Origin of the sequence: Leclercia sp. S52, assembly GCF_039727615.1 — a bacterium.
Lineage (GTDB): Bacteria > Pseudomonadota > Gammaproteobacteria > Enterobacterales > Enterobacteriaceae > Enterobacter > Enterobacter adecarboxylatus_B.
This window is the reverse complement of sequence record NZ_CP152474.1, coordinates 3722072-3748131: the sequence shown is the minus strand read 5'-3', so window position 1 is coordinate 3748131 and position 26060 is coordinate 3722072. Positions and strand designations below refer to the sequence as shown.

Below are 26060 nucleotides of genomic sequence, written 5' to 3'. Positions count from 1 at the left end.
CTATGAGTGTGGTGGTGATTACCGGCGCAACGGCTGGGGTAGGCAAAGCCACGGCGCTGCGTTTTGCAGCGGCCGGCTACGACGTGGGCCTGATCGCCCGCGATGACCACAGCCTGGAGGCCACGCGGGCCGAGGTGGCGAACTACGGCGTCAATTGCCATGCGGTGAGCGTGGACGTGGTGGACGCTGCGGCACTGAGCCAGGCGGCGCAGACGCTGGCCGACCGGCTGGGGGCGATCGACGTGTGGATTAACAACGCCATGTGTACCACCCTGGCGCCGTTTTACAGCATCACCGACGATGAATTCCGCCGGGTGACGGAGGTGACCTATCTGGGCTGCGTCAACGGCACCCGGGCCGCCATGGAGCATATGATCCCCCCTGGACCGCGGGGTGATTATCCAGATCGGCTCCGCGCTGGCCTACCGCTCTATTCCGCTGCAGTCGGCCTACTGTGGTGCCAAAGCGGCGATCCGCGGCTTTACCGATGCGCTGCGTACCGAGCTGATGCATGAGCGCAGCGGCGTGCATCTGGCGATGGTGCAGATGCCGGGGCTCAACACCCCGCAGTTTGACTGGGCGCGGAATAAGTTCGCCTACAGCATGCGCCCGGTTGCGCCGGTGTTTCAGCCGGAGGTCGCCGCCGAGGCCATCTTTGGTGTGGCGCAGCGACCGGTACGCGAGCTGTGGGTGGGGCGTAGCACCATCGGGGCGATTGTCGGCCAGTTCCTGTTCCCCGGTTTTCTCGACCGGATGATGGTGAAAAAGGCCTGGGAAGGGCAGATGGAGGAGGCGCTCAACCCGCCTGAACGGCGGGATAACCTGACCGAACCGGTCGGCGGCGAGCACCGGGTACACGGTCGTTTTACCCCGGAGGCCAAACCCCGCGCTGCGGCCATCACCTCCGGCGTACCGGGCAAAGCTCTGCTCGGCACCGCCGCCCTGGCAGGGCTGCTGCTGATTGGTAAGTGTCTCACCCGGCGGAAATAGCCTGTAGGCCGGGTGCGGCAACGCCCGGCGGCGCGGTGCTTGCCGGGCCTACGGGTCGTGCGTGCTGCGGGTTTTGTAGGCAGGGTGCGGCCTGATGCCCTCACCCCGGCCCTCTCCCCACTGGGAGAGGGAGAAGTTCTCTGATGCGGCAATGCCCGGCGGCGCTGCGCTTGCCGGGCCTACGGGTCGTGCATGCTGTAGGTTTTGTAGGCCGGGTAAGGCGTAGCCGCCACCCGGCGATGTGGCAGGGTGCAAACACTAAAAACGGCAACCTGGGTTGCCGTTTTGCATTTACCTTCGCTTAGTGGTACCCCTCGGTATCCGTCACCTTGCCGCGAAACACGTAGTAGCTCCAGGCGGTGTAGACCAGGATCAACGGGATGATTAGCAGCGTGCCCACCAGCATAAACAGCTGGCTGGAAGGCGGGGCGGCGGCGTCCCAGATGGTGATACGTGGCGGGATAATGTTCGGCCACAGGCTGATGCCCAGCCCGCTAAAGCCGAGGAAAATCAGCCCGAGGGTCAGAATAAACGGTCTGGCGTGGCTGTCCGGGTTACGGGTGAGCCGCCAGATCAAAACCCCAAATACCGCCACCAGCAGCGGCACCGGCAGGAAGTAGAAGAAGTTAGGCAACGAGAACCAGCGCTCGGACACATACTGCCAGCCCAGCGGGGTCCAGATGCTCACCACCGCCACCACGCCCAGCAGCGCCAGCAGCACCTTGCGGGTCAAATCCCGCATATGACGCTGTAACGCCCCTTCGCTTTTCATGATCAGCCAGGTGGTGCCCAGCAGGGTATAGGCCACCATCAGTCCCAGCCCGCAGAAGAGGTTGAAGGGCGTCAGCCAGTCCAGTGCGGATCCGGCAAAGCGCCGTCCCTCGACGTCGAAACCGTTAATCATCGCCCCCACCACAATGCCCTGGCTAAAGGTCGCCAGCAGCGAGCCGCCGGCGAAGGAGTAGTCCCAGAAGGCGCGGTGCGACGGCGTGGCTTTAAAGCGAAACTCAAAGGCTACACCGCGGAAGATCAGGCCGATCAGCATGGCGGTCAGGGGGATCGTCAGGGCGTCGATGATCACTGCATAGGCCAGCGGGAAGGCGCCGAACAGCCCCGCGCCTCCCAGCACCAGCCAGGTTTCGTTTCCGTCCCACACCGGGGCGACGCTGTTGACCATTACGTCACGCGCCTGCGGATCGCGCTCAAAGTAGAAGAGCATGCCGATACCCAAATCAAACCCATCCATAATGATGTACATCAGGGTGGCGAAGACGATGATGGCAAACCAGATCACTGAGATATCGACGCCCATTATGGTTTCTCCTCTTCCGGTACCGGTTCTGCCGCCGAGAGCGGACGCGCGGGCCTGCCGTCGGTATTCAACGAGAGATTGTCGGTCGGCTGCGGCCCTTTCTTAATCAACCGCACCAGATAGACATACCCCACGCCAAACACCGAGCAGTAGACGACGAAAAACGCCAGCAGGCTGATGCTCATCTGCAGGGTGCTGTGCAGCGACACCGCATCAATGGTGCGCAGATAGCCGTACACCACCCACGGCTGGCGGCCCACCTCGGTGGTGATCCAGCCCGCGAGGATTGCCACCAGACCGGCAGGCCCCATGCAGAGGGCAAACCAGTGGAACGGGCGGGAGTGGTAGAGTCGACGGCGGCGGCGCAGCCACAGGCTGGCGACCCCCATCAGGATCATCAGCAGCCCGAGGCCCACCATCACGCGGAACGACCAGAAGACGATCAGCGAGTTGGGCCGCTCATCTTTCGGGAAATCTTTCAGCGCCGGAACCTGCTTGTCCAGGCTGTGGGTGAGGATCAGGCTGCCGAGTGCCGGGATCTCCAGCCCATATTTGGTGCGTTCCTCTTCCATATCCGGCACGCCAAACAGCAGCAGCGGCGTGGCTTCACCGGGGGGGATTTTCCCAGTGTCCTTCAATGGCGGCGATTTTCGCCGGCTGATGTTCGAGAGTGTTCAGGCCGTGCATATCCCCGACAAAGGCCTGAATTGGCGCGACCAGCAGCGCCATCCACAGCGCCATCGAGAACATTTTGCGCACCGCCGGGGTGTCGTTGCCGCGTAGCAGATGCCAGGCCCCCGATGCGCCAACAAACAGGGCGCTGCTCAGGAAAGCGGCGATGGACATGTGGATCAGGCGATACGGGAACGAGGGGTTAAAGATGATGGCGAACCAGTCCTCGGGGATAACCTGGCCGTTCTCAATGCTGAAGCCCTGCGGGGTGTGCATCCAGCTGTTGGAGGCGAGGATCCAGAAGGTGGACATCAGGGTACCCAGCGCCACCATACAGGTGGCAAAAAAAGTGCAGGCCGGGCCCGACCTTATTCCAGCCAAACAGCATCACGCCGAGGAAACCCGCTTCGAGGAAGAAGGCGGTTAAGACTTCATAGGTGAGCAGCGGACCGGTGATGCTCCCGGCGAACTGGGAAAAGCCGCTCCAGTTAGTACCGAACTGGTAGGCCATCACCAGACCGGAGACTACTCCCATGCCGAAGTTAACGGCGAAGATTTTTAACCAGAAGTGATACAGCGAGCGCCAGACATCATTTTTCGTTCGTAGCCACATGCCCTCAAGCACCACCAGGTAGCTGGCGAGGCCGATGGTTAAGGCCGGAAAGATAATGTGAAACGACACTGTGAAGGCGAACTGAAGCCTGGCGAGATGAAACGCATCGAGTTCGAACATCGTACTCTACCCCTGTCAGCGAAATGCCCCGTAAGAAACGGGGCATCGTGGTACAGCATGGACTTCGGCGCGGGGTTACGGTTTTTTCTTACCGGCCCCCAGCTCCGCGCCCGTCAACGGATTGTCCTTCGGATCCGACTCGGTGCGCGCCGCCATCGCTTTCAACAGAGCAGCCTGCTCTTTCGAAAGCGTGACCTGAGCGCTACCGTCGCCCCCGTCAACGGCGGGTTGTGGATCGGCAACGTACTCAAAGTTTTCGTCGCTGTTCCAGCTGCCGCGAAGATCATCCCCTGCAGACATATTGTAGTAGGTGGTTGAATATTGTTCGATAGGCGGCAGTTTCCCCGGTGGGAAATTATTGCGAATCGACTGCAGCGCCTTCTCAAACGAGAGCTGGTGCGCGGCTTCACGGGTCATCAGGAACGCGAGGGCATCTTTTACCCCGACATCGTCAGTGACGTTGATCAGGCGTTCATAGATGATCTTGGCGCGTGCTTCCGCCGCGATATTAGAACGCAGATCGGCGGTAGGTTCACCAATGGTGTCGATATAGGCCGCCGTCCAAGGTACGCCGCCGGAGTTGGTCAGTGGTGGTCCACCGCCGTACAGCAGAGAGGTGATGTGGCTGTCGTTACCGTTGGCCGTCAGGGAGCGGTACAGCTCCGCTTCCTGTTCGGTGCCTTCTGCCAGTTCGCCTTTGGCACCTTTATTCAGCATGCCGACCAGAGTCCCGATGATTTCGAGGTGGCTCAGCTCTTCGGTAGCGATATCCATCAGCATCTCTCGACGACCTGCATCGTCATCACCCAGACCCTGGGTGAAGTAACGGCAGGCGGCAGCCAGCTCGCCCTGAGGGCCGCCGAACTGTTCGAGCAGCAGGTTCGCGAGGCCGGGATTTGGCTCAGCGACGCGAACGGTGTATTGCAACTGTTTTACGTGTCGAAACATAGGCTCACTCCTGGGTTATTTTTTCGCTTCAACGCCTTCAGCGTCTGAGCGCAGGAGGAATTGTTCCGTGGTATCCGGGATATGCTGGATAAGCCAGTCGGCCATACGCTGCTCTTCCGCCAGAATAGATTCGATGGCAGGGATAGAGGCCACGTCCCCGGCTTTTTTTGCCGCGGCCAGCAGAGAGGTATAGCAGGCGATTTCGAACTGCTCGAAAACGTAGCCGCTAATCGAGCCTTTCACGATCTCATCCGACGCGGCCATGCCACCCATAGACTGGCCGAACGCCATCATTTTGCTCATGGAGTCTTTTAAAACCGAGCGGGAAATATCGTTACGATCGAGGATCTCTTCCAGCAGGGTAATCTGGTGCTTGGTTTCAGAAATATGCTGTTCAATTCGGGCGCGGACATCAGGGTAATTATCGATGCGGCTGGCCATTGATTCGAGCATAGATTCGGCTTGCTTTTCCATGGCGTGAGCATCGCGTAGCCAGTCATGGTAGTGTTCTACGTGATTCATATTTTCTTCCTCGGGTTCGGTTAATTCAGACTTACTTTTCCGCTTTCTGATTAATATTACCGACGGCCAGATCGGTCAGTTTAAGATCGGTGGATTTCTCTTCTTCCAGCGTCTCGGCTAATAATTTTACCGCCTCGGTATAGCCTAATTGCTCCGCCAGGGTGGCGAGCGTGCCATAACTGGCAATTTCGTAGTGTTCGACTTTTTGCGCAGCCGCGATCAGTGCTGCATCACGGACTTCATTTTTTTCTGTACTTTCAAGGACTTCATTGGCTTCTTCAATTAAGCCTTCCATCGCCACACACTTCATTCTTTTCAGTTTAACGTTGGGCGTTTTCTCGATGAGCTGATCGATGCGTTCAATCTGGCCATGGGTCTCTTCCAGGTGCGCTTTAAACGCAGCGCTCAGATCCGGGCTGGCGGCTTCGCGGGACAATTTTGCCAGTGCACGGGTCAGCTGTTTCTCTGCACTGTAGGTGTCAGAGAGCAGGTGAATAAAGACATCCTCTATACTTTTCATATTCATATGCTTTTCTCCAGTGACATAAAAATTCTGCGAGCCCGCGGACTCGCAGAGTACCGATTAAAGTGAAGAACAGGCTTTAATAATGAGATGAATTAAGAGTTGTCAGATTTACGTCCGCCACCATGGCTATGCTGACCCCCCCTTTTTACCTGCTTCAGAAGCGCGTTGCGGATCGTTTTTGAAATTACCGCCGCTTTGCTGTCCACCTTTTTTCCCTGCTTCAGAGGCCTTTTCACGATCCTGTGCGAAATTACCTGAACCACCACGTTGCTCTGCCATATTATGTTTCCTCATATACATCGTTTATGTCAGTAAGATACGTTTTCATTCGTATCCGTTGTCGTTCAGAATTAAATTTAGCCAGTATTTTTGAAGAGTCAAACCGGAATTTTGGAATAATTTTCAGTCCGCGTGGTGAGTTGGAAGAAATATCGGTTCGCTTGTTTTTTAGATATTTTCCCTCAAGGTGATGTTATCAAACGACCTTCCGGGATAACGGCTTTGCGCGTTTTTCTCTGTCTCGTTGAAACGCGCGAGTCCAGACGCGGCGGGGCTCTTTACAGATGTTTACATTAGGGGTAAGCGGTGCATAGCGCATATAAAATAAAAATACGTGGGATTAGTCTTAATTGATTTCTTATATTATTCGCAACGCGAAAGAGTGACTAAAAAATAATCTAGCGAAGCGGGTTGGTATATTATGCATGGATTACAGTGATTCATGGAAAATGCTACTTCTAAAAGAGTAAGCGAAGCGCGGAATTAAATACCCTGATAAAGTATGATGGTGGATCAGGTGCACCAGGCAATACTGAGCCGGAGCGGTGACGCGGTGTCATCCAGGTAGCTGCGACGGTGAGCCATATGATTGATTTCATTTCGGGTATTCTGATCCACACCCCGGTCTGGGTGTACCTCATCCTGCTGTTTCTGATCGGCCGGGGCATAAAGGCCCGCAAACCGGCGACCGTGGCGCTGGAGAAGCTGGCCATCATCCCGGCTATTTTCCTGCTGTGGGATATCTACGATCTGCTGGTTTTCCGCAAGCTGACGCTGGCGACCGGCTCCCTGTGGCTGGTGGGATTACTCAGCGGCGCGGCGATGGGCTACATCCTGATCAAACGCACGGCGGTGGCGCGTGCCGCTGCGCCACGCAGTATCTATCGCGGGGCGGACTATTCGGCCCTGCCATTTATGATGCTGGCCTTTGCGGTGAAGTATGTGCTGGGCGTGATGAGCGCCATCGCCCCCGAGGTGCTGCAACGTCCAGGAGCGAGCGCATTCGCCATCATCACCGGCGGGCTGTTCGCCGGGGTGTTTATTGGCAAGTTTGTGCGCTACGTGCGGGTGTACCTGGCGGCGGAAGTGCAGGAGGCGGGGTGAGGGGGGGAGCAGGGCGCACCGGCGCGACATTGCCGGGTGGCGGCTACGCCTTACCCGGCCTACGAAGTGCTTCTTCTCCGTGAGGAAGAGAGCAGAATTACGCCACAGACGATGGCGCTTTTCTCTTCGCCAGCATCTCTGCGGCGGTGATGATCTGCCGATGCTCCGCCTGCATGCGCTCGTCGTGCTGAATTTCCCAGATATCCACGTTCAGCTGCAAGTTCAGCCAGAACTCAATGGTGGTATCAAATGCCCGGGCAAGCCGCACGGCCATGTCCGTGTGGCTATCCTATGGTGCGGATTCCGCCGTTCGTAGGCCGGGTAAGGCGTAGCCGCCACCCGGCGATGTTCCACCGATGCAACCTTACAGGTTAAACGTCCCTTCCAGGGTAATGACGCAACTGCCGCCCACCCGCACAACGGGTTTGCCTGACGAGGCGTCATACCCCGAATAAAGCAAACTTGCCCGGCCCATATCAACGCCCTGGCTCACCTGTAGCGACAGCGTGGTTTTATCCTGATGCAGCGCCAGCAGGGCGGTTACCGCGGCGGTGGCGCTGCCGGTCGCCGGATCTTCCGTCATGCGCGGGGTCAACATCCGCGCCTGCAGATCGCCTGGCTCACCGGCATCTTTATCCTGGGTATAAGCATAAACAGAGACCGCGCCATCCAGCGGCAGAGTTGCGCGGAAGCCCTGCAAATTCGGCACGCAGCGGCGAAGCGCGTCCCGGGAAACGAGTTCCACCACCAGAAACGGCAGGCCAACCGAGGCGACAACGGGGTTATGCACCTCGGTGCGGATATCCTCCGCCGTTAACGACAGGCAGGCGGCGACCTTTTCCGGGCTGACTTCGGAGCGGCAGGACAAGGCCTCCGGTGTGACGAGTTCGGCACCGGTCACTGTGCCATTGTCTTTTAACAGCCTGACGGGCACCAGCCCGGCGATTTCTTCGAACAGCAGCGTCTCGGGCAGAGACGTCTCGTTCATTGCGGCATAGCTTGCCAGCACAAACGCCGTGCCGACGTTGGGATGGCCCGCGAATGGAATCTCACGCGAGGGGGTAAAAATCCGCACCCGCGCCGTATGGGCAGCATCGTCCGGCGGAAGAACAAAGGTCGTTTCACTGTAGCCAAACTCAACGGCGATCCGCTGCATTTGCTCCGTGCTCAGATCCTCTGCGTCTAAAACGACGGCGACGGGATTGCCCAGAAAGGGTTTATCAGTAAAAACATCGGCAACGACATAGCGTCTTTTCATTTCATCAGCCTCACTCAGTCAAAAAAAGGTCGGGCGATCGGACGTGGCGATCGCCATGCTGACCTCCAGCTCTTCGGCCACGATCCGCGTCAGCGATAACGGCGGCAGTTCATTGATGTCGAAGAAACCGAGGCTGGTGGTTTCGTGATTGATCGCCAGGCTGCCGCCGGTCTCTTCACAGAGAAAGATGAGCTTATAGACATGCCATGGCAGGGGCGGATGGCCGTGAAGATTGCGATCCCAGACGCCGAGCAGTTTGGTGGCTTTGACCTGCAGCCCCGTCTCTTCGGCAACCTCGCGGCAGACGGCGGTAGAGGGGGTGTCGCCCACGTCTGCCCAGCCGCCGGGTAGGCTCCATAAGCCATCTTCTGCTTCCCGGACCATCAACAGCTTGCCGTCACGCAGAATGAAGGCGCGCACGTCCGTTTTCGGCGTGGCGTAACCGGACTCGGTCACATGATGGAGCGTCTTTGGGTCAATATCGAAGCGTGAAGCCATCAGCTCCGTGGCGATTTGACGAAGAGATTCATAACGTTCTGTATCAAACACATCTTTTGAAAAGGTCAATCCGGTCTGGGCAATCGCATTCAGTTTTTGATACAGGGCGTTGATATCGTTATTTTTCACCGCTTCCGGCATTTTGCACCTCTGTTATATAGACAGGAAGTAGCACCCTACCAGTTAAATCAGAGAGAGAACATCGCGGAAGCGGTTCGCGATCGGTCAGGCTGCCAGCCAGCGCTGAGCCTCAGCTTTCATGGTGGCCTCCAGCTCGCTGCCGCGGGTAGCAAACACGCGCCCCAGCGGGAACCCGCTCTGCTCCAGCAGATACGCCAGCGCAACATATTCCCGCGGGTACTTCGCCACAACTTTCTGGTCAATTTCTACAGGACCCATCGGGAAGGTAAATGTCCCCATGTCGTAAACGCTCTGACGACGGAACAGGCGCCATACGCCGTCTCGTTTTTCGGCCAGGTCGTAGAAGCGGTTGTGGCATTCGCAGCCAATATTCAGCTTCACGTTCTCCGCGATGATGATGGCGTTAGTTTCGAGGATCGCTTTACTGCCGGTGGCATTGAAGGTCACTGCGGGCGTAGCGATAAGATGTTTGGTGCGTAAATCCGATGCTCCCATGCGCATGGAGCCCTCGACAAAATCGCTTCCCAGCCCTTCGAACCAGGTGATCTCAATGGTGCCATCAGGGTGGAACAGGTCGCGTAACTGGTCCCATTCGCCCAGATCCCGGTGCATCCAGCCATTCATCAGATCGTTGAGTTGTTGACGGTCGTTGTGTTGATCATTCATCGCTTTTACTCCTGTGAGTTGACGGGATGCAGTGTGGCGCGAAAAAACGATAAAATGAAATAGAGAGATATGACTAATCAATCAGTTTTAATTATCGATGGGGTAGGGCATGGAGTTACGTCATCTGCGGTATTTTTTGGCCGTCGCCGAAGAGGGCCACTTTGGCCGGGCTGCGGCGCGGCTCAACATCGTTCAGCCCGCCCTGAGCATGCAGATCAAGGCGCTGGAGGAGGAGCTGGGCGGGGCGCTCTTTATCCGCACCAGTCGCCGGGTGGAGCTGACGGAAGCCGGAATATTATTACAAGACGAAGCCCGGCGGACGCTGGAGCAGGCCGAGCACACCCGCTTAAGCGTGGAGCGCGCCCTACGCGGAGAGACGGGCCGGGTCCGGGTGGGCTTTGCCGGGAACGCCATTTTTAGCGGCAAGCTGATCGCCGACCTGCGCCGGTTTCACCAACGCTTTCCCGATGCTGAGCTGCTGATCCACGAAGCCGGCCCGCAGGAGCAGGTCGAGGCCATTCTTGCCGGGCAACTGGACATCGGTTACACCCCCGCGCACAGCAATATTGCAGCCCCGGACATTGCGGTCAGACGTATTGGTGACTGGGAAATACGCGTCGCGCTGCCTGACGATCATCCCCTCGCGCAGCATGCGGCCTTAACGGTCGACATGCTGGCCGGACAACCTCTGGTGCTCTATGAGGCGCACGACGTGCATGAGCATCTGTTTATCATGCTCACGCAAAAGCTGGGGGATAAATGTCATATCGCCTACCGCTCGGGCAGCACCCTGAGCACGCTGGCGATGGCGGCAACCGGGCTGGCTCTGGCCCTGGTGCCGGCACCCCTGCAGCAGGTGGCTATTCCGGGCCTGGTGTATCGCCCGCTGAATGAACCTGACTTAACCGCCAATCTGGTGTTAATCAGCCGACGCCAGCCGACCAGTGAAACGGTAAAAGCCTTCCTTACGCTGGCGACCGGCCAGGATGTCAGAACGGGCTGACATGGCGAAAGACGATCGGCTCCCCGCTGACGGGATGGGCAAAATGCAGCTCGCTGGCGTGCAGCATCAGCCGCGGCGTCCGTTCGGTGCCGGGCGGCAGGAGCCCGCCATACAGATCGCAGCCCAGGATCGGGTGGCCCAGCTGCTGGCAGTGAATGCGCAGCTGGTGGGTGCGCCCGGTCTCCGGGGTAAGCGCAACCCGCGTCACCGGCACCGTCCCTTCGTGATAAAAACGTTCCACCACCCGATAGCGGGAGCGGGCAGGTTTGCCGTTGATAGCGCAAATCGACATCAGCGGAAACAGCGCCGGATCTTTCGCAATGGGCGCATCTATCACCCCTTCGTCATCGGCCAGATGGCCGCAGAGCAGGGCGGTGTAGATTTTGGTCACGCTGCGCTGGCTGAACTGCTGGCACAGGGCGGCATTGATTGCCTTGTTACGGGCAATTACCATCAGCCCGGAGGTGCCGAAATCAAGGCGATGCACCAGAGTGCAGCCGGGGAAAGTCTGCACCAGCCGGAAGTGCACGGAATCGAGATTTTGCGGATTCTTCCCCGACAGGCTCAGTAGCCCGCTGGGTTTATTGATCAGCACCAGATGATCGTCCTGCCACAGCGTTTCTATCGGGTCGTGGCACGGCGGGGCAATAAAGGTATCGATAATTGCAGACATCAGGCTGACCGGAGGAAAAAAGAGAGGGTGATCATAACCAATTTGCGACGGGCTGGCGAATCGGGCTGTGGGCCTGATAACGTTACGCATCCGGATCATCAAGTTTTCACGCTGCGCTTCTCCGCGTCTTTAGTTATTCACTCCGTTTTTTTCATTTAGCCTGAATATCGATTTTATTCGCTCAACGCGGCTTCCTGATTGCCGATAAAGTCCCTAATTAATTTTTTGGTACTTAAGGAGTCAACGTGAAAAATTTAAAAATTAGCACCGGGCTAATGCTCGTGCTGGGCTTATTTACCCTGATGCTGGTGCTTTCCAGCGGGCTGGGGCTTTATTTCCTTAAGAGCAGCAATAGCTCGATAGAAAAGATGAATTACAATGCCAGTGAACAACGGGCTTTAAATGCCACCCGCGACAGCCTGTTAAATGCCCGCATCTTGATTGATGCAACTTTTCAGGCAAGACTGCATGATGAGCAGGTGGATATGCCCTCTAAGATAAATCAAATCAATGAATTACTTAAAGAGGCCGATCGGCAGTACAACCTGTTTGTTGAGATCCCCGGTTTGACGACGTCGCAGCCAGAGCTAGGCGAGATAATGAAACGTAGCTACGATCAGATAGTAGCGACAATTAAATTAAATGTAGACACATTAAATACATCGCCTTCTTCGCAGGAGGTAAAAACTTTCCTTGATAATAATCGCGACACCATTAATCAATCGCGTCAGCAGTGGGACAACCAATATAAATCCTACATTGGTAAAACCCAGGCGGAGTTTGATCGCGTTATCCTGTTCAGTAAGCACGCCTACTCATTATCATTAGTGTTGATGATGGCGATGTGCGCAATTGCGATGGTGATGTTCTTTATTATCAGGATCTGGATGCGTAACACGCTGGTGCGTCCGCTTCAGGAGGTTGCGCACCATTTTGATAATATCGGCAACGGCAATCTGACCGGCGATATTCAGGTCTCCAGCAGCAATGAGATCGGCCAACTGTGCGCCGCGCTGCAGACCATGCAGGCAGGGTTGAACGAAACCGTCAGATCGATTCGTAACGGCGTCCAGAGCATTACCATCGGAACCCACGAGATCGCCTCCGGCAATGGCGATCTCTCGCGACGGACGGAAGAGCAGGCGGCGGCAGTCGTTGAGACGGCGGCCAGCATGGAGCAGATCACCGCCACCGTGAAAATGAACACCGATAATGCGCTTAATGCCTCGCAGATGGCGCAGAATACGGCGGTGATCGCTGACGCAGGCGAAAAACAGATGCAGGACGTGACGAAAAAAATGGACGCCATCAGCCAGAGCGCGCAGAAGATGGTCGACATTATCAGCGTCATCGATGGCATCGCCTTCCAGACCAATATTCTGGCGCTTAACGCCGCGGTAGAGGCCGCGCGCGCCGGACAAACAGGCCGTGGTTTTGCGGTAGTGGCGGGTGAAGTGCGTAATCTGGCGAGACGTTGTGCGGACTCGGCAAAAGAGATTTCGGCGCTGATTAACGAATCCACGCTCTTTATTCAGGAAGGTGCCGATCTCGCCAACAAAACCAGCCAGACGATGGTGGATATCAGCCACTCGGTAGGCAAAGTGAACCAGGTGATGGAGAGCATCGCGCTCGCCTCCGAGGAGCAGCGCCGCGGGGTGGAGCAGATCCGCATTGCAATTACCCAGATGGATCACGTTACGCAGCAAAACGCAGCGCTGGTGGAAGAGGTGGCGACAACCGCCGCGGGCGTCAACGAGCAGGCGGATCTGCTGTCACAGTCGGTATCGGTATTCCGGGTGAAGCAGGGGTGATCTGGCCCCGATTTGCGCTGTGTTGGTGAATGCGATATTCTTTTGGCCGTCCGATACGCATCGGACAAAGTTAGTTTCTTGTCGGTTACTAATTTGGAAAGAAGGCCAGCTTGTCTGGCCTTTTTTTCGTCCGTAAAAAATGAAGGTATTCTACGGGGAAAAACCCCGCCGAAGCGGGGCATTCAGGCTTACCAGCCGTAGCTCACGCCAGCGCCAACCACGAAGTTGTGCTGGGTGTCGTTTGAGACGGACGTCTTAACAACCACATTTTCAGTAGCGCGCGCAGACATACCTACAGCCAGAGCGCTTTCGCTGTCGGTGTTACCCACGCCAGCACCGACAGAGAAGTTCTGCGTGTCGGTAACCTGTGGGATGTTGGCCATTGCCGCGACGCCAGCGATACCTGCGGACGCGCGCTTGCGGTTCTCTTCAACCTTGTTTTTCAGGCTGGAGAATTTGCTGGTGGTTTCGCTTTCCAGAGACTCAATCCGGTTCTCATGGTCGGCGATGGCCGCGCTGTTAGCCGATACGCGTTCATTGGTCTTAGCCTGTTCCGCTTTGGTTTCAGCGATACGCGCATCGGTATCCGCGGCGCGCGTCGCCAGGCTGGAGATGGCGCGACGGTTACCAGCGATATCGTAAGTCACAGAGTCGAGCTTCGCGGTGGTCTGCGCAACGCCCGCTTTGTTCGCTGCGACACCGGCTGTGTTAGTTGCGATATCCATAGTGTTATCAGCGATCGCTACCGCGTTGCCGTCAACATGCTGGATGGACGTGCGGTTAGCGTTGTCTGCTTTACGAGCAACCCCTTGCGCCACGTCGTAAGCCTGCGCGTCATGCGCGGCGACCACTTCAGCATTGGGATCAACCGCCATGCTGTTCAGACGGGTATCTGCCGCAGCCTGCTCAGGGATAACCTGCTGACTTGCAGTGCGGGCAACATTTGCCGCCACCTTCAGTTTGCCTGCCACGTTAGCCGCTTCGACGTCATGGGTAGCCACGACGACCGCGTTGTAGTCAGGTTTCATGCTCTCCAGACGGGATGCCGCTGCGTCAGCTTCGCTCCTGGCGATCAGCTTGTGCGCTTCGATCCTGTTCGCAACGATCTGCGCGTTGGCATCGTGCGCCTGCATTACCGCTTCGTTGATGTGATCGGTTTCTGCCTGGGCGCGAATCTGATCCTCGCGGGCTTTGATGATTTGTTTCTGAGCTTCGATAGCGTTGGCATCGTGAGTCGCGACAACCACGGCGTTGTAGTCAGGCTTCATGCTGTCCAGACGGGATGCGGCTGCGGTTTTCTCGTTGTCAGCACGGATGATGCGGGCCGCTTCGATCTTATTCGCAACGATCTGCGCGTTGGCATCGTGTGCTTTCACGACAGCATCATTAATATGATCGGTTTCTGCCTGATCCCGGGCTTGTTGAGCAGCCACTTTAATCGCTGCCTGTTGAGCTGCCACTTCTTCTGCATCCACATCAGCAATATCACGCTGCGAAGTCATACCACCAAAACGAGCGCCGTGATTAATGGCTTCGTTATGCTCCATATGGTTGATGATGGCGCGCTTAAGCGGGCTACCTTTGATGATTTCATCTGCTTCAACTTTTGTACTACTGGTCATCACGAAATGAGCCTGCTGGTTGCGGGCGTCGGCACGTTGAATTTGACCCATTATTTCGTCAGAGATACCGGCCATTGGAGCCACGTAATCCACCATCGATTTATCGCGTTGGTTCAGGTGGCTGTACACAGCTTTGGAGTTGGCAATGTTCGTGCCGCTCTGTGCCACTTTGATGAAATAGTTCACATCAACGTTAGACGCCTGTGCTGCACCAGAGATGGCGGTGGTGGCAACGAGTACTGCTAATACTGTTTTTTTCATGTTTGATGTCTTAGTTTCTTGTCGGTTTTGTCGGTTACTACTGTTTTGTCGGTTACTTATTGAAGCCGTTTTCGTTCATCCACTTCTCTACAGCCTGAGCAACAATCTCTTGCTGCTTCTGGCCGCATTCAGCGGCTGCAATCTTTAATTTCTTCTTTAACGCCTGGGGCAATTTCGCGGTAAACGCGACCCATTCACTTCTCGCATTTACCGATACTCCCGCCCGCACTCCACTTGTTGCTGCCATATGTCAGACTCCGTTTTGCCGGGGAGCTTGCTGGGTGTTCCAGCGGCGGAACGGAGACTACTCGTAATTTTGTAAGGCAGCAATATGCTTTATGAAGATTTTTTACTTTTGAAAATAAGTTTTAAATTAACTTTATAATTTATCAAAAGATTTTATTTTAATTGTATGACTTAAGTCCCAGGCTGCGCCATTGCTGGGATTGTCAGATCTTCGAATGAAATAATCATTATGTGTCACGTCGAGTTTTTAGGAGGGTGTCACACGGGGTATCTGTTATAGAAACATTTATTTCTTTAACATGTATTGTTAAATGAGTAATTTCAGGAACTCTTATTTAATCTTTTTTGATTAATTTTAATTTGTCATTTACGTATATATACAATGCAGGCAAGGGTGCTAAACCGCGTCCACAAAGGCATTATTTATAACGACTGCCGTCAGCAGGGGGGAGGATTTGGCAGCAGAACAGAGTTCAGGATGGTGCTGATAGCAGGGGGAGCGCGATGGACAGAACGGTGGCGCAAGGACCAGGTGCGTGGTTGCGCCCCTGGCAATGCGGGTGCTGTCAACATGGCCGGAGTTTAGGGGAATTTAGGGAGTGGCGAGGTTGATTAACCTTTCAGTAGAAGACGACTTTGTCTTCCAGATAGAGCGAAGCCTTTACCGACTGATCGAGGCGAAAGCCGATCACATCATCCAGCCCTGTCTCCTTCTGGTAATCCTCATAAGTGAGGTAATAGGGAACGACCTGGCGGCCTTCTCCTTTTTGACGGTGCTCGTCAGCTTCTTTCGTCATGCGTTCTTTCATAACCGCATGGTATTGCAGTAACTTTTCCATCTTCTCTGCAAGCGTGGCAGGAATTTGGGTACGGCCAGACTCGTAGTAGCGCCAGGTGCGCTGTGATACTTCGGCAATGTGGGTCGCCGCCTCCTCAACCTCAAGGAAAAGTATGCGTCTGCACGCGATAAGAGCGAGTCTGTTCATTTCTTAATCCATCTCTGATAATAAGCCGCAGCGATAGTCCGGCAAAAATGCGGCGCCCGACTATCACGCCTGATGATAAATGAGCGCTCTTATGGGTAGCAAACATTACAAGTAATTTTATAGATCGGGCGCAACCCGCGATACTCACTGAAACACGCCTGCGTCGTGCTTAATCTTGTGGCGCGTTTTTCAGGCGCGCACGGCTTTCCCGGCGTGATTCATTGCGCTTCAGGCGTTGCTCTTTTTCTCTTTCTCGTTCGAGTTCTTTTCGTTGGGCCTTAATGCGTTCCTGCTCCCGGGGCGGCAAATTTTTAAACGCATTTTCTTCTTCTTGTTTCACCTTTTCGATATCCAGCAGAGCCTGAAAAACTGAATCGAAAATGGAGATGGATTTCGGCACACGTTGATTCCACCGCTCTGGCGTTGTGCGACTGACGCCAGCGATACGGCATAGCTCGCTGACATTCGTCCCGGCTGCTTTGGCGCGCTCGCTGAGCGTCTTCACCCGACGGTTAAATTCATCTTCTAATGAGGATTCTTCCATTATACCAGCCCCTTTTTAGCCATTAACTCTTACCATTTTGGCATAAATGCACGCAGAGCCGGTATCGGGAATACGTCGGTAATTATGAGCGAGCATCGCTGGTGACAGGCGCCTTTTCCTCTTTTTCCGGCGTTCGGCTGCTGGAATAGATAAAGAACAGGGCGATCCCCAGACAGATGATGGCCCCCAGACGGCTCATCGAAAAGGGAATAGCCGCATTGCCCAGCCAGCCGAAATTGTCGATCAGCATACTCATGGTCAGCTGACCGAAAATCACCGCCACCGTGGCGACCGCCGTACCGATACGCTGTACGGCCAGCACCATGATCACGATGTAGGGCACGCCAAACATTGCGCCCAGCAGCTGCCATTTCGGCACATCCAGCAGGGTGACGGCCTGTTTCGGTTCAAAGAAGAAGATCAGCAGGGCGGTGATCAGCGCGCCGATGGAAAAGGTCAGGAATGCGCTTTTGAAGACGCCCACTTTGCTGCCCAGCTGGCCGTTGATGGCGGCCTGAATGCTCAGCGTCGCACCCCCAATAACTGCCAGAATAATCATGATAAATGTCATAGTGTTACCCCTGTGCAACCAGAACCAGCGCGGCGATGATGAACCCCAGCGCGATGATGCGTTTACTGTCAATTTTGCGGTGCGGCGTGCCCAGCAGGCCGTAGTGATCGATGATCAGGCTCTTAAAGACCTGGCCCGCCAGGATGCCAATCATGGTCATGGCGATGCCGATTGCCGGGGTCGCAATGGTCAGAATAATGACGTAGACCGGGCCGAGCACCCCGCCCAGCAGCTGCCATGAAGATTGGGCGAAAAACGACGGGCTGTTGCGCGGGCTGAAAAACAGCATCAGCAAAAACGTCAGGGCGGCACCGACGCCAAACACGCTGAACGTTGCCCACAGATCGCCTACCTCACCGCCGAGCGGCCCCAGCAGCCCTGCTTCAACGGACAGCCCCATGCCGCCCGCGATCACGAATAAAATCAATATCAGTTGCATACCACGCCGTCTCTCCGTTGTTGAGGCCGGGAAGCGTACGCCTGTTTATCCGTGAGAAAAATGCCATAATGCAATAAACACCTGTGCAGGAAATGCATCAATGTACGATGCTGCAAACATCACTCTTCGCTGGCTGCAGATCTTCGTTGCGGTCTATGAAACCCAGAACTTTTCGGTAGTGGCGCGTCGGGAGGGGATATCGGCATCTCAGGTTTCCCGCGTCATTCACCAGCTGGAGGACGCCCTCGGCCAGCAGCTGTTCTACCGCAACACGCGGGCGATTATCCCCACCGAGAGCGGGCATCTGTTTATCCGCTTTGCCCGCCTGATGCTCGGTAACCTTGACGAGGCGCGCCGGGAGCTGGACGAGCGCAAGCGGGAGCCTTCCGGCGTCATCCGCATCAATGCTCCGGTCTTTTTTGGCCAGCGGCATATCGCCCCCGGGCTTCCCGGCCTGACGGAACGCTATCCCCGGCTCAGCATCGAGCTGACGCTGACCGATGATTACATCGATCCCCATCGGGATGCCGCCGACGTGATCTTTCGCATCGGCGCGCTGACCGACTCCTCCTTTCACGCCCGGGTGCTGGGCCAGCAGTTTTATCACCTGGCTGCCTCGCCGGCCTGTCTGCGTAAATACGGCACGCCGGAAACGCCGGACGACATTATGCGTCACCAATGCCTGGTCTATCGCGGCTCGTCCGGCCCCAACCGCTGGCTGCTGCGCCGACCCGGCGAGGCGTGGATCCACTATCCCGTCACGCCGCTGATGTCTTCCAATAACGCCGAAACATTGCTGATCGCCGCGCTGGGCGGGATGGGGATCGTGCTGTTCCCGGACTGGCTGATTGGCGACCGGATCCAGAGCGGTGAGCTGGTAAAACTGCTGCCGGAATGGGAAACCTCCATCAATACCGAGCCCCTCAACATCGCGGCGATCTACCCCAACACGCGCCACCCGCCGCTGAACGTGCGGGCGGTGATTGATTACTACGTTGAGGCGTTTGGTTCGCCGCTTTACTGGCAATCGGCCGTGAATGGGTCATAAAAGGAATCAAACATGTCTGAAGAGAATTTATCCAGAATGGGTTCCGCGAAAGTCACGCTGAATCGCGATGAAGAGGGGCGTCGGGTTATCGAGAAGTACCCCGTCAGTGAGGTCGAGTTTGCGTTTTATCACTCCGCTGCGCCGCGACTGCGTCAGGCAGATATTATTTCTCCCGCGCTGCTATACGCCGATGCCTCCCGACGTAAGTTAAGGCTGGAATATATTCCCCATCCGGTGGATCAAGATGCTGTGGCAGGCGACGAGGTGCTGTCGATGCTGGCTCGTCTGCATGATTTTCCGCCGGATCCTTTATGGATTTATCATCCCCACGGCTGGTCAGCCGCGGCGCTTGAGGCATCGCTCGCGCTGTTGGCATTACCGGACCGCGCCGCACAGCAGATGCGTTGTTTTCATCAGCACAGCGAGGCGTTATTTCGTCATCGGGGCTTAATTTCCGGCGACAGTAATGCGGGTAACTGGGGAAGAAGAGACACCGGCGAGTGGGTGCTTTTTGACTGGGAGCGGTTTGGAACGGGAAGTCCGGCTATCGACCTCGCCCCCCTAATTCAGGGGATGGGCACCCTTCAGGCATTCAATGCCCTGGCGGATCGTTATAGTCTTATTGCCTGTTATCCCGGGATTCGTGATTTAGCCAAAGAGATTGCCATTGCGAAAGCCTGGATCGTGACGGAGGTGGTTTTACTGCTGCATACGCGGCAGAAAAGCGATTATCAAACCTATCTCAGCTGGTACAGAGCACATCTTCCTGGCTGGTTAGAGAGCACCGTCAACATACTCTGAATGTCTGCACAGGGAATAGTTATGCGCCAACTGTCTGTCCTGCTTTGTCTGTTATTACTCACCGGCTGCGTCGTCAGTGCGCCGCAGAAAGCGCAATTTAACGCGGAGTATCCTAACCGCCAGGATATTCGCAGTCACACGCTGTACCGCTTTATGACGAAACCGCTCAAGCCGGGCGGCGGAAAATACTACGGTGCAAACGATCTGGCCGAGACGTTGTATGTCAGAGCCGACAACGCGGCGATGGTGGAGTTACGCTTCAACTATCCTGCCAAATCGCTGCAGGTGAAATCGCTGGATGCGCAAAACAGAACGCTGCGGGAGGAGACTTACGCGCTGCTGGATGAGTCGGCGGCAAAACCGTCCGATGTCGAAAGCCGGTACTTCTTCCTGACCAAAGAGGGCGTGCTGTTAACAAAATTCAAAAATTGCACCCCGGATATGAGCGTCGGCTGTCGCTGGCAGGAGCGGACGCTGTTTATTACCCGCAACGGCGATATGGCGGTGCAGTTAGCCAGCGGTACGGCGGGCATGGCGTTTCTGGTGATCCCGTTTTATGGCTCGCAGAAGTATCTGGAGATTTTCCCGAAGGTTTCGGGTGCGTAGGTCAATGCAAGTTGCTCCCTCTCCTTGTGGGTTGAGGGATCCCCACAAAAAATATTTGCACGGACGATCCCCTCTCCCTTGAGGGAGAGGGTTAGGGTGAGGGGGGAGCATGCGACTCAGGAGGTAGTTCCGTTCACCTCACGTTCCTTGCTTCTCTGATACGCCTGAACCGGTGAACGTGCCAGGGTGGCTCAATCGCCACCACCCTGGCTACCCGGGCTCCCGGCAAGAAAATCGCCGCTTCGCGGATTGTTCGCCCCATCCCTGGGGCTCACCCCTTCGGGGTCAGCGCAAGCGCTGTCCAAAATTGCTCCCGGCAATTTTGTCCTCAGCTTATTCCTTCAGGCTTTCGGGGCCGGGCACCAGCCTGCATCCTTGCAGGCTATGCCCTCTCGGCGCGTCCATGCGCCTCGCCCCGGCCTTCCGGAAACGCTTCGGCGATTTTCAGCCAGACCAGGGAGCCGCTGTAAGCCCTTTATTATCATTTAGTAATTTCATTGCTTTAAAGGCAATAAAATTACTGGGGATCCCCTCAGCCCTGTGGGAGAGGGCGGGGTGCGGGCATCAGGCCGCACTGCATCGCCGGGTGGCGGCTACGCCTTACCCGGCCTACAAAACTCATGAATTTCTATTATTGAATTTAATTAGCCAGCTATAAGACTGTAACTACATTCATTATCTTCCAGGGTTGCGCACATGTTTCTCTCATGGTGGTTAATCGTTCCTGTCGTGATAGGGATCGCCATACTCTTTATCATGGTTTCCCGTCTCTCCAATGAGGTTGATAAGCTTGAAACGGCGCTGGAAGAGAGCCGGGGAAAGCTGAAGTTTCTTGGTCAAAACACAGAGGTGTTCAGACAGGCGAATCCACGCATGGATGAAAACTTAACGCGAGCGAAAGGTTAAACATGTTGCATCGTGCGGCCTGTACCCTCTCCCTCAAGGGAGAGGGTGAAAAACTACCTTTCCCTTAACGCCTCTTTCGCGCGGTTAAACGGCTTGATCATATAATCCATCACCGATTTCTCGCCGGTCTTGATATCCACCGTGGCAATCATTCCCGGGACGATGGAGAAGTGCCGGCCCGCTTTGTTGACCAGGTAATCCTGGCTGGTGCGGATGAATACCCGGTAATAGAACACTTCCGGTTTGGCCTCATCCTGGATGGTGTCCGGCGAGATGGTCTCCACCACGCCGTCGAGCCCGCCGTAGATGGCGTAATCGTAGGCGGTGATCTTCACCAGCGCCTTCTGGCCGGGGTGGATAAAGGCGATATCGCGCGGCGACAGGCGGGTTTCAATCAGCAAATGATCGTCCACCGGCACAATCTCCATCACCTCGCCGTTCGGCGGGATCACGCCGCCGATGGTGGTCACCTTGATGTTCTTCACGATGCCGCGCACCGGGGAGGTCATCGTCAGACGGGTGACCGAGTCCTCACGCCCTTTCAGCACCGCCGAGAGCATATCCACTTCGGCATTGGATTTGGACAACGCCTCACGCGCCTGGACGTAATACTGCGAGCGCAGGTCGGTGAGCTTCAGCTCCAGGTCGCTCTTCTGGCGCTGCAGGCGCAGGGCTTCGACGTGGCTGGCGGCGCCGGTTTTCACCAGCCGCTGGGTGATCCCCAGTTCGGTGTTGACCAGATCCAGCGCCTGACGCAGCTCGCGGCGCGAGTCTTCCAACTGCTCGCGGCGGGAGTTGTAGAGCCGGGTCTCGGCGGCGGTCAGGTCGGTCCATTTCGCCAGCTCGGGCGGGAAGGAGAGCGGCAGGTCGTTCACCTCCGCATGCAGACGGGCGCTGGAGGCCAGCGACGCGCGGTAGCGGGCGGCGCTTTCCCCGACGTTGGATTCAGAGCGGGTAGGGTCGAGACGCGCCAGCACCTGACCGGCCTGCACCTGATCCCCCTCGTGGACCTTCAGCTCGGCGAGGATCCCGCCGTCGAGCGACTGTAAAACCTGCTCGCGGGAGCTGGGGATCACCTTCCCGGTGCCGGTGGAGACCTCATCGAGAATGCTGAACCACGCCCACACCCCGGCGACGACAAACAGCAGCAGGCTGAAGATGACAATGCTTCTGGCCCCGGTATAGCCGCTCTCGGACCCGAGGGCGTTGTCCAGGTCGTCCATCGCGGCGGCATCATGCTGATTGATTTTCATTTTTCCACTCCCGGCCATTCGCCTGCTGTTGCTGCTGCATCCGACTGTTGCTCAACGCCTGGGCTTTCGGCGCATCCATCACCAGCATGCCCTCTTTCAGCACCACCACGCGCTCCACCAGCTCCAGCATCGGCACCCGGTGGGTGGCGACGATCAGGGTCCGGTTGCCGAGCCACTGGCTCAGGCGCTGAATAAATTCGCGTTCGGTGTGCTCATCCAGCGAGGCGGTCGGTTCGTCCAGCAGGACGACATTGGGATCGCGCAGGAACATACGCGCCAGCAAAATCGACTGACGCTGTCCGCCGGAGAGCCCGACGCCGTTCTCCATGATCGGATGGTCCAGCCCCTTCGCCAGCTTCTGCACAAAGGTGGCTGCACCGCACATCTCCAGCACGGCAAAAATCTCTTCGTCGGTGGCGCGCGGCATCCCGAGGGTGATGTTCTCGCGCAGGGTGCCGTAAAACAGCCGCGCGTTCTGGCTCATCAGGCCGACGTTGCGGCGTACGTCCGCCATGTCGAGATGGGGCAGGCTGAGGTTGTCGAGCCGCAGCTCGCCGCCCACCAGATCCATGCTGCCCACCATCGCCTGCAGCAGGGTCGATTTGCCCGCGCCGTTACGGCCGAGGATCGCCACGTGCTCGCCGGGTTTGATCTCCAGCCGGTTGATGCGCAGGGCCGGGTTCTGCACGTCGCCCGCGTAGGCAAACTGCGCCTGCTCGAACAGATAGTGACCGCGCAGCACGTCCTGGCGGATCGGCGTCTCTTCGCGCTGGTTCTCGGTCGGAAGCTGCATAATGTTGTCCAGCCCCTCTTTGGCCGCTTTCACCTGCTGCCAGCGTGCCAGCACGCCGCAGAGGGTCGCCATCGGGGCGATCATCCGCGAGGCCAGCATCGAGGCGGCCACCACCGCACCGGTGGTCATTTCGCCTTCGATCACCATCGGCGCACCCACCACAATCACCGCGGTGTAGACCAGGCTCTGAATGGTCATCCCCCAGCTAATGAGGCCCTGGGTCAGCTCGCGGGTCTTCAAGCCCGACTCGGCGGTGATCTGCACGTAGCTGTTCCACTGCTGCAGGAAGCGGTTCTCCGCCTGCATCAGCTTGATGTCCTCCAGCCCCTGCACGCTCTCCACCAGCACGGCGTTGCGCAGGGTCGACTCATGGGCCGCCTGCTTCGCCAGCGCCGCCAGCTTTTTCTGCAGCAGCAGGCCCGGCAATACCATCAGCACCGCCGCCACCGGGGCGATCCACGCCAGCGACGGGGCGATGATCGCCAGCACCCCAACAAAGAGGAAGAAGAAGGGCAGGTCGACAATGGTGGAGATGGTCGAGGAGGTGACCATTTCGCGGATCTGCTCCAGCTCGCGCAGCTGGGAGATAAAGCTGCCGGTGGAGCGGGGAACCGCGCTGTTGCGCAGGCGCAGGGCATGGCCGAACACCCGATCCGAGACGCGCAGGTCGGCCCGTTTCCCCAGCAGGTCCATAATGTGGCTGCGGGCGAGACGCAGGATAAAGCCGAACAGGGTGGCGATCAGCACCCCGATGGTCAGCACGTACAGGGTAGGGTAGGACTGAGCCGGGATCACCCGGTCATAGACCTGCATCGAAAACAAAATCCCGGCCAGCGACAGCAGGTTGATAAACAGCGCCGCCAGCATCACGTAGGTATAGGGGCGCAGGTCGCGCATCACCAGGCGGTAGAGCCAGTCCGGGCGATATTTTGAAATATAGGCATCCACGCGACTGTCTTTTAACGCCGCCAGCGGGCGCAGGGCCACCACCTGATGAATGGCCGGCAGCAGCCGGGCCAGCGACAGGCGGTTGGTCTGCGCCTTGCCGTCAAAGAAACAGACGTCGACCATATCCTCGCCGTCAAAGTGCTCAATCACCCCAATTTTGCCGTCATTCAGTTCCACCACCACCGGCAGCTGCCAGCTGTTGAGCGATTCCTGGCCGTTGTTCAACAGCCGAAAGGAGAGCCCCGCCTCGCGGGCCAGCCCGGTCAGGGCCGGAGTTTTGCTTTTCCCCTGTAGCCAGGGGGGCACCGGCCACCAGCGCGCCGGGGGAGCAGGCCACCCGGTAGCGGGTGGCGACATAGCCAAACGCCTGCGCCCAGTGCTCCAGCGCCTCCTGCGTCAGTGGCTCCTCGTGAAGGATATCGTCTCGCGTCATGGCTGGATCTCCACTGACTGAATGGTGTGGTTTTCGAGGTCGAAGGCGTTGCGCATCCGCCCGGTGTTATACAGGCAGTTGATCTGCAGCTGGTGCAGCTGTCCGGCGGTTTGCCACTGGGTAAAGCGGGCCTGGTAAACCTCCTGCTCGGCGTTCAGCACGTCCAGCAGCGGGCGGGAGCCGAGATCCAGATACTGCTGCTGATAGAGTTCGCGGGTGCGCTGGCTGAGGGTCTCCTGGCGGGACTGGATCTGCAGGGTGCTCATCAGGCTCATCACCTGGCTGCGCGACTCCTGCAGCTTCTGCCGCACGTCCAGCCGGGTGCGCTGCACGTTGGACTGCGCCGCCTCCACCGCGTGGCTGGCGGCGTTGCGCCGGGCGCTCAGGCCGCCGCCCTGGTAGATGGGCATTTCGACGTTGACCGACACGTTGTACTGGGTCTTATCCAGGGTGTCGTGGCCGGGGTAGCGATTGTTAATATAGTGGCGAACCTCGGGCTCCAGCGAGATGGTCGGGGTCATCTGGGCGTTGGCGTAGTCGAGATTGGCCTGGGCCACGTTAGCCTGCGCCCAGGAGGAGAGCACCGCGGGCACCAGCCGGTCATCCGGATCTTTGATGTCGCAGCTTTGGGCCAGTTTTGCCGGGAAGGCGTTGCTGACCTCATTGAGGTTGCTCCAGCCGAGATTGCTCATCAGCGTGGCGCGGGCGCTGTCGAGGTTGGCCTGATACTGCATCAGCTGCGAACGCGCCCCTTCGATACGGGCGTCGGTCTGCACCACGTCGGAGAGCGAGGTGGCCCCTTCGTCGTTACGCTGGCGCGTCAGCGTGCCGATGCTGCCCAGCGCCTCAAGCTGCTCTTTGGCGGTGTCCACCATCTGCTGCCACATCTGCACCTGCACCAGCGCGGTGGCGGTATCCCGGGCGATGGTATCAATGCTCAGCAGGACGTTGGCCTGCTGCTGCACCACGCCCGCGTCTTCGGCCCGCACCTGGCTGGCGACCTTGCCGAAGTCATAGAGCATCTGGGAGAGGGAGAGGACCACCGAGGGGGGTAAAGCCGGTGTCGCTGGAGTTGTTGCTGTAGCCGTTGTTGATGCCGGCGCTGATCTGCGGGTAGTACTTCGATTTGGCGACATCCACCTGCTGGATCTGTTCGTAAAGTTTGCCCACCGCTTCCTGAATGGTGGGGTGCCAGTTCACGGCGCGCGTCACCGCATCGCCCAGGGTTAAGGTGCCGGGCGCGGCCTGGCTTGTCGGCAGGGCGACCCGTCCATTGAGGGAGGGGAGCTCCTGGTTTTCACTTAATTGCCCAAAATTAATGACCGCAGGCGAATCGGCCGCCAGGACCTGCCCGGAAAACAGGCAGCACCCAAGCCACCAGCAAGGTACTTTGTTCATGGCATTATCCCTAAAAAACTGAACAACTTTATAATGTTAAGCCCGGGCGACGTGCGCCCGGGTCTTGTT

The 26060-nt window shown here is 57.3% G+C and carries 24 protein-coding genes and 4 pseudogenes; 8 read left to right on the top strand and 20 right to left on the bottom strand.

Annotated elements, in window-relative coordinates:
- Positions 1 to 2 precede the first annotated feature (2 nt).
- Positions 3 to 990: pseudogene (locus tag AAHB66_RS17850) on the top strand (SDR family oxidoreductase).
- A gap of 301 nt (positions 991 to 1291) precedes the next feature.
- Here AAHB66_RS17850 and cydB read toward each other — a convergent pair.
- From cydB to AAHB66_RS17820, 6 genes and pseudogenes are all read right to left on the bottom strand, one after another.
- Positions 1292 to 2302, bottom strand: coding sequence for a cytochrome d ubiquinol oxidase subunit II (gene cydB, locus AAHB66_RS17845; RefSeq protein WP_347113869.1), 1011 nt, complete (start codon positions 2300 to 2302; stop codon positions 1292 to 1294).
- Positions 2302 to 3707, bottom strand: a pseudogene (locus AAHB66_RS17840) (cytochrome ubiquinol oxidase subunit I). Before AAHB66_RS17840 ends, cydB begins: the two are co-directional and overlap by 1 nt.
- A gap of 75 nt (positions 3708 to 3782) precedes the next feature.
- The gene (locus AAHB66_RS17835) at positions 3783 to 4655 is read right to left on the bottom strand and encodes a manganese catalase family protein (RefSeq protein WP_347113868.1); all 873 of its coding nucleotides are present in this window, start codon (positions 4653 to 4655) and stop codon (positions 3783 to 3785) included.
- Positions 4656 to 4670: 15 nt separating this feature from the next.
- Positions 4671 to 5177: a ferritin-like domain-containing protein gene (locus AAHB66_RS17830; protein ID WP_142486811.1), complete on the bottom strand. Its 507-nt coding sequence runs from the start codon at positions 5175 to 5177 to the stop codon at positions 4671 to 4673.
- A 31-nt stretch (positions 5178 to 5208) separates the two neighbouring features.
- Positions 5209 to 5703 (bottom strand): ferritin-like domain-containing protein, encoded by a 495-nt coding sequence (locus tag AAHB66_RS17825; protein ID WP_347113867.1) that lies wholly within the window; start codon positions 5701 to 5703, stop codon positions 5209 to 5211.
- A 126-nt stretch (positions 5704 to 5829) separates the two neighbouring features.
- The gene (locus tag AAHB66_RS17820) at positions 5830 to 5982 is read right to left on the bottom strand and encodes a general stress protein (protein ID WP_347113866.1); all 153 of its coding nucleotides are present in this window, start codon (positions 5980 to 5982) and stop codon (positions 5830 to 5832) included.
- A gap of 585 nt (positions 5983 to 6567) precedes the next feature.
- Here AAHB66_RS17820 and AAHB66_RS17815 point away from each other — a divergent pair.
- A complete protein-coding gene (locus AAHB66_RS17815) occupies positions 6568 to 7086 on the top strand; it encodes a hypothetical protein (RefSeq protein ID WP_347113865.1) in 519 nt (172 codons plus the stop codon).
- A gap of 97 nt (positions 7087 to 7183) precedes the next feature.
- Here the strand turns inward: AAHB66_RS17815 and AAHB66_RS17810 are convergent, their stop codons facing one another.
- The 4 genes from AAHB66_RS17810 to AAHB66_RS17795 all read right to left on the bottom strand — a co-directional run bounded on the left by AAHB66_RS17810 (position 7184) and on the right by AAHB66_RS17795 (position 9649).
- Positions 7184 to 7360 carry a hypothetical protein gene (locus AAHB66_RS17810; RefSeq protein WP_347113863.1) on the bottom strand — a complete coding sequence of 59 codons (177 nt, stop codon included), beginning with the start codon at positions 7358 to 7360 and terminating at the stop codon, positions 7184 to 7186.
- A 90-nt stretch (positions 7361 to 7450) separates the two neighbouring features.
- On the bottom strand, positions 7451 to 8344 hold the full coding sequence (locus AAHB66_RS17805; RefSeq protein ID WP_347113862.1) for a PhzF family phenazine biosynthesis protein: 894 nt from the start codon (positions 8342 to 8344) through the stop codon (positions 7451 to 7453).
- 18 nt (positions 8345 to 8362) lie between these two features.
- Entirely contained in the window at positions 8363 to 8971 is a 609-nt protein-coding gene (locus AAHB66_RS17800) for an NUDIX hydrolase (RefSeq protein WP_347113860.1), read from the bottom strand.
- Positions 8972 to 9067: 96 nt separating this feature from the next.
- Positions 9068 to 9649 (bottom strand): nuclear transport factor 2 family protein, encoded by a 582-nt coding sequence (locus AAHB66_RS17795; RefSeq protein WP_347113859.1) that lies wholly within the window; start codon positions 9647 to 9649, stop codon positions 9068 to 9070.
- A 109-nt stretch (positions 9650 to 9758) separates the two neighbouring features.
- Between AAHB66_RS17795 and AAHB66_RS17790 the strand changes: the two genes are divergently transcribed.
- Positions 9759 to 10652: a LysR substrate-binding domain-containing protein gene (locus tag AAHB66_RS17790; RefSeq protein WP_347113857.1), complete on the top strand. Its 894-nt coding sequence runs from the start codon at positions 9759 to 9761 to the stop codon at positions 10650 to 10652.
- Here the strand turns inward: AAHB66_RS17790 and AAHB66_RS17785 are convergent.
- Complete coding sequence (locus AAHB66_RS17785) at positions 10639 to 11325, bottom strand: RluA family pseudouridine synthase (RefSeq protein WP_347113856.1); 687 nt, start codon at positions 11323 to 11325, stop codon at positions 10639 to 10641. The genes AAHB66_RS17790 and AAHB66_RS17785 overlap by 14 nt on opposite strands.
- Positions 11326 to 11570: 245 nt before the next feature.
- Between AAHB66_RS17785 and AAHB66_RS17780 the strand changes: the two genes are divergently transcribed.
- Complete coding sequence (locus tag AAHB66_RS17780; protein WP_347113854.1) at positions 11571 to 13136, top strand: methyl-accepting chemotaxis protein; 1566 nt, start codon at positions 11571 to 11573, stop codon at positions 13134 to 13136.
- A 188-nt stretch (positions 13137 to 13324) separates the two neighbouring features.
- Here AAHB66_RS17780 and AAHB66_RS17775 read toward each other — a convergent pair whose 3' ends face one another.
- The 6 genes from AAHB66_RS17775 to AAHB66_RS17750 form a co-directional block, all read right to left on the bottom strand.
- Positions 13325 to 15019 (bottom strand): YadA-like family protein, encoded by a 1695-nt coding sequence (locus AAHB66_RS17775; protein WP_347113853.1) that lies wholly within the window; start codon positions 15017 to 15019, stop codon positions 13325 to 13327.
- 52 nt (positions 15020 to 15071) lie between these two features.
- Positions 15072 to 15266, bottom strand: a complete 195-nt coding sequence (locus AAHB66_RS17770) for a hypothetical protein (protein ID WP_347113852.1) — start codon at positions 15264 to 15266, stop codon at positions 15072 to 15074.
- A gap of 619 nt (positions 15267 to 15885) precedes the next feature.
- Positions 15886 to 16251 carry a DUF1870 family protein gene (locus AAHB66_RS17765; RefSeq protein WP_347113851.1) on the bottom strand — a complete coding sequence of 122 codons (366 nt, stop codon included), beginning with the start codon at positions 16249 to 16251 and terminating at the stop codon, positions 15886 to 15888.
- Positions 16252 to 16420: 169 nt separating this feature from the next.
- Positions 16421 to 16795 (bottom strand): hypothetical protein, encoded by a 375-nt coding sequence (locus tag AAHB66_RS17760; protein WP_347113849.1) that lies wholly within the window; start codon positions 16793 to 16795, stop codon positions 16421 to 16423.
- 82 nt (positions 16796 to 16877) lie between these two features.
- Positions 16878 to 17366 (bottom strand): DMT family transporter, encoded by a 489-nt coding sequence (locus tag AAHB66_RS17755; protein WP_347113847.1) that lies wholly within the window; start codon positions 17364 to 17366, stop codon positions 16878 to 16880.
- Between the two features lie 4 nt (positions 17367 to 17370).
- Complete coding sequence (locus tag AAHB66_RS17750; protein WP_347113846.1) at positions 17371 to 17805, bottom strand: DMT family transporter; 435 nt, start codon at positions 17803 to 17805, stop codon at positions 17371 to 17373.
- 100 nt (positions 17806 to 17905) lie between these two features.
- Between AAHB66_RS17750 and AAHB66_RS17745 the strand changes: the two genes are divergently transcribed.
- From AAHB66_RS17745 to AAHB66_RS17730, 4 genes are all read left to right on the top strand, one after another.
- A complete protein-coding gene (locus AAHB66_RS17745) occupies positions 17906 to 18853 on the top strand; it encodes a LysR family transcriptional regulator (protein ID WP_347113844.1) in 948 nt (315 codons plus the stop codon).
- Positions 18854 to 18865: 12 nt separating this feature from the next.
- Positions 18866 to 19654: a phosphotransferase gene (locus AAHB66_RS17740; RefSeq protein WP_347113843.1), complete on the top strand. Its 789-nt coding sequence runs from the start codon at positions 18866 to 18868 to the stop codon at positions 19652 to 19654.
- A gap of 21 nt (positions 19655 to 19675) precedes the next feature.
- Positions 19676 to 20260 carry a hypothetical protein gene (locus AAHB66_RS17735; RefSeq protein ID WP_347113841.1) on the top strand — a complete coding sequence of 195 codons (585 nt, stop codon included), beginning with the start codon at positions 19676 to 19678 and terminating at the stop codon, positions 20258 to 20260.
- 696 nt (positions 20261 to 20956) lie between these two features.
- A complete protein-coding gene (locus tag AAHB66_RS17730; RefSeq protein ID WP_347113840.1) occupies positions 20957 to 21166 on the top strand; it encodes a hypothetical protein in 210 nt (69 codons plus the stop codon).
- A gap of 53 nt (positions 21167 to 21219) precedes the next feature.
- Here AAHB66_RS17730 and AAHB66_RS17725 read toward each other — a convergent pair whose 3' ends face one another.
- The 3 genes and pseudogenes from AAHB66_RS17725 to AAHB66_RS17715 all read right to left on the bottom strand — a co-directional run bounded on the left by AAHB66_RS17725 (position 21220) and on the right by AAHB66_RS17715 (position 25991).
- On the bottom strand, positions 21220 to 22389 hold the full coding sequence (locus tag AAHB66_RS17725) for an HlyD family efflux transporter periplasmic adaptor subunit (protein WP_347116517.1): 1170 nt from the start codon (positions 22387 to 22389) through the stop codon (positions 21220 to 21222).
- A gap of 10 nt (positions 22390 to 22399) precedes the next feature.
- Positions 22400 to 24593: pseudogene (locus tag AAHB66_RS17720) on the bottom strand (type I secretion system permease/ATPase).
- Positions 24590 to 25991 (bottom strand): annotated as a pseudogene (locus tag AAHB66_RS17715) (TolC family outer membrane protein). Before AAHB66_RS17715 ends, AAHB66_RS17720 begins: the two co-directional pseudogenes overlap by 4 nt.
- Positions 25992 to 26060: the final 69 nt, after the last annotated feature.

What these genes read in the sequence shown, in the direction of transcription:
- AAHB66_RS17760 (WP_347113849.1), bottom strand. Translation starts at nt 16,795, where the DNA reads ATGGAAGAATCCTCATTAGAAGATGAATTTAACCGTCGGGTGAAGACG.
- AAHB66_RS17730 (WP_347113840.1), top strand. Translation starts at nt 20,957, where the DNA reads ATGTTTCTCTCATGGTGGTTAATCGTTCCTGTCGTGATAGGGATCGCC.
- cydB (WP_347113869.1), bottom strand. Translation starts at nt 2,302, where the DNA reads ATGGGCGTCGATATCTCAGTGATCTGGTTTGCCATCATCGTCTTCGCC.
- AAHB66_RS17810 (WP_347113863.1), bottom strand. Translation starts at nt 7,360, where the DNA reads ATGGCCGTGCGGCTTGCCCGGGCATTTGATACCACCATTGAGTTCTGG.
- AAHB66_RS17765 (WP_347113851.1), bottom strand. Translation starts at nt 16,251, where the DNA reads ATGAACAGACTCGCTCTTATCGCGTGCAGACGCATACTTTTCCTTGAG.
- AAHB66_RS17825 (WP_347113867.1), bottom strand. Translation starts at nt 5,703, where the DNA reads ATGAATATGAAAAGTATAGAGGATGTCTTTATTCACCTGCTCTCTGAC.
- AAHB66_RS17755 (WP_347113847.1), bottom strand. Translation starts at nt 17,366, where the DNA reads ATGACATTTATCATGATTATTCTGGCAGTTATTGGGGGTGCGACGCTG.
- AAHB66_RS17770 (WP_347113852.1), bottom strand. Translation starts at nt 15,266, where the DNA reads ATGGCAGCAACAAGTGGAGTGCGGGCGGGAGTATCGGTAAATGCGAGA.
- AAHB66_RS17725 (WP_347116517.1), bottom strand. Translation starts at nt 22,389, where the DNA reads ATGGACGACCTGGACAACGCCCTCGGGTCCGAGAGCGGCTATACCGGG.
- AAHB66_RS17795 (WP_347113859.1), bottom strand. Translation starts at nt 9,649, where the DNA reads ATGAATGATCAACACAACGACCGTCAACAACTCAACGATCTGATGAAT.
- AAHB66_RS17785 (WP_347113856.1), bottom strand. Translation starts at nt 11,325, where the DNA reads ATGTCTGCAATTATCGATACCTTTATTGCCCCGCCGTGCCACGACCCG.
- AAHB66_RS17820 (WP_347113866.1), bottom strand. Translation starts at nt 5,982, where the DNA reads ATGGCAGAGCAACGTGGTGGTTCAGGTAATTTCGCACAGGATCGTGAA.
- AAHB66_RS17775 (WP_347113853.1), bottom strand. Translation starts at nt 15,019, where the DNA reads ATGAAAAAAACAGTATTAGCAGTACTCGTTGCCACCACCGCCATCTCT.
- AAHB66_RS17830 (WP_142486811.1), bottom strand. Translation starts at nt 5,177, where the DNA reads ATGAATCACGTAGAACACTACCATGACTGGCTACGCGATGCTCACGCC.
- AAHB66_RS17740 (WP_347113843.1), top strand. Translation starts at nt 18,866, where the DNA reads ATGTCTGAAGAGAATTTATCCAGAATGGGTTCCGCGAAAGTCACGCTG.
- AAHB66_RS17750 (WP_347113846.1), bottom strand. Translation starts at nt 17,805, where the DNA reads ATGCAACTGATATTGATTTTATTCGTGATCGCGGGCGGCATGGGGCTG.
- AAHB66_RS17790 (WP_347113857.1), top strand. Translation starts at nt 9,759, where the DNA reads ATGGAGTTACGTCATCTGCGGTATTTTTTGGCCGTCGCCGAAGAGGGC.
- AAHB66_RS17815 (WP_347113865.1), top strand. Translation starts at nt 6,568, where the DNA reads ATGATTGATTTCATTTCGGGTATTCTGATCCACACCCCGGTCTGGGTG.
- AAHB66_RS17745 (WP_347113844.1), top strand. Translation starts at nt 17,906, where the DNA reads ATGTACGATGCTGCAAACATCACTCTTCGCTGGCTGCAGATCTTCGTT.
- AAHB66_RS17835 (WP_347113868.1), bottom strand. Translation starts at nt 4,655, where the DNA reads ATGTTTCGACACGTAAAACAGTTGCAATACACCGTTCGCGTCGCTGAG.
- AAHB66_RS17805 (WP_347113862.1), bottom strand. Translation starts at nt 8,344, where the DNA reads ATGAAAAGACGCTATGTCGTTGCCGATGTTTTTACTGATAAACCCTTT.
- AAHB66_RS17735 (WP_347113841.1), top strand. Translation starts at nt 19,676, where the DNA reads ATGCGCCAACTGTCTGTCCTGCTTTGTCTGTTATTACTCACCGGCTGC.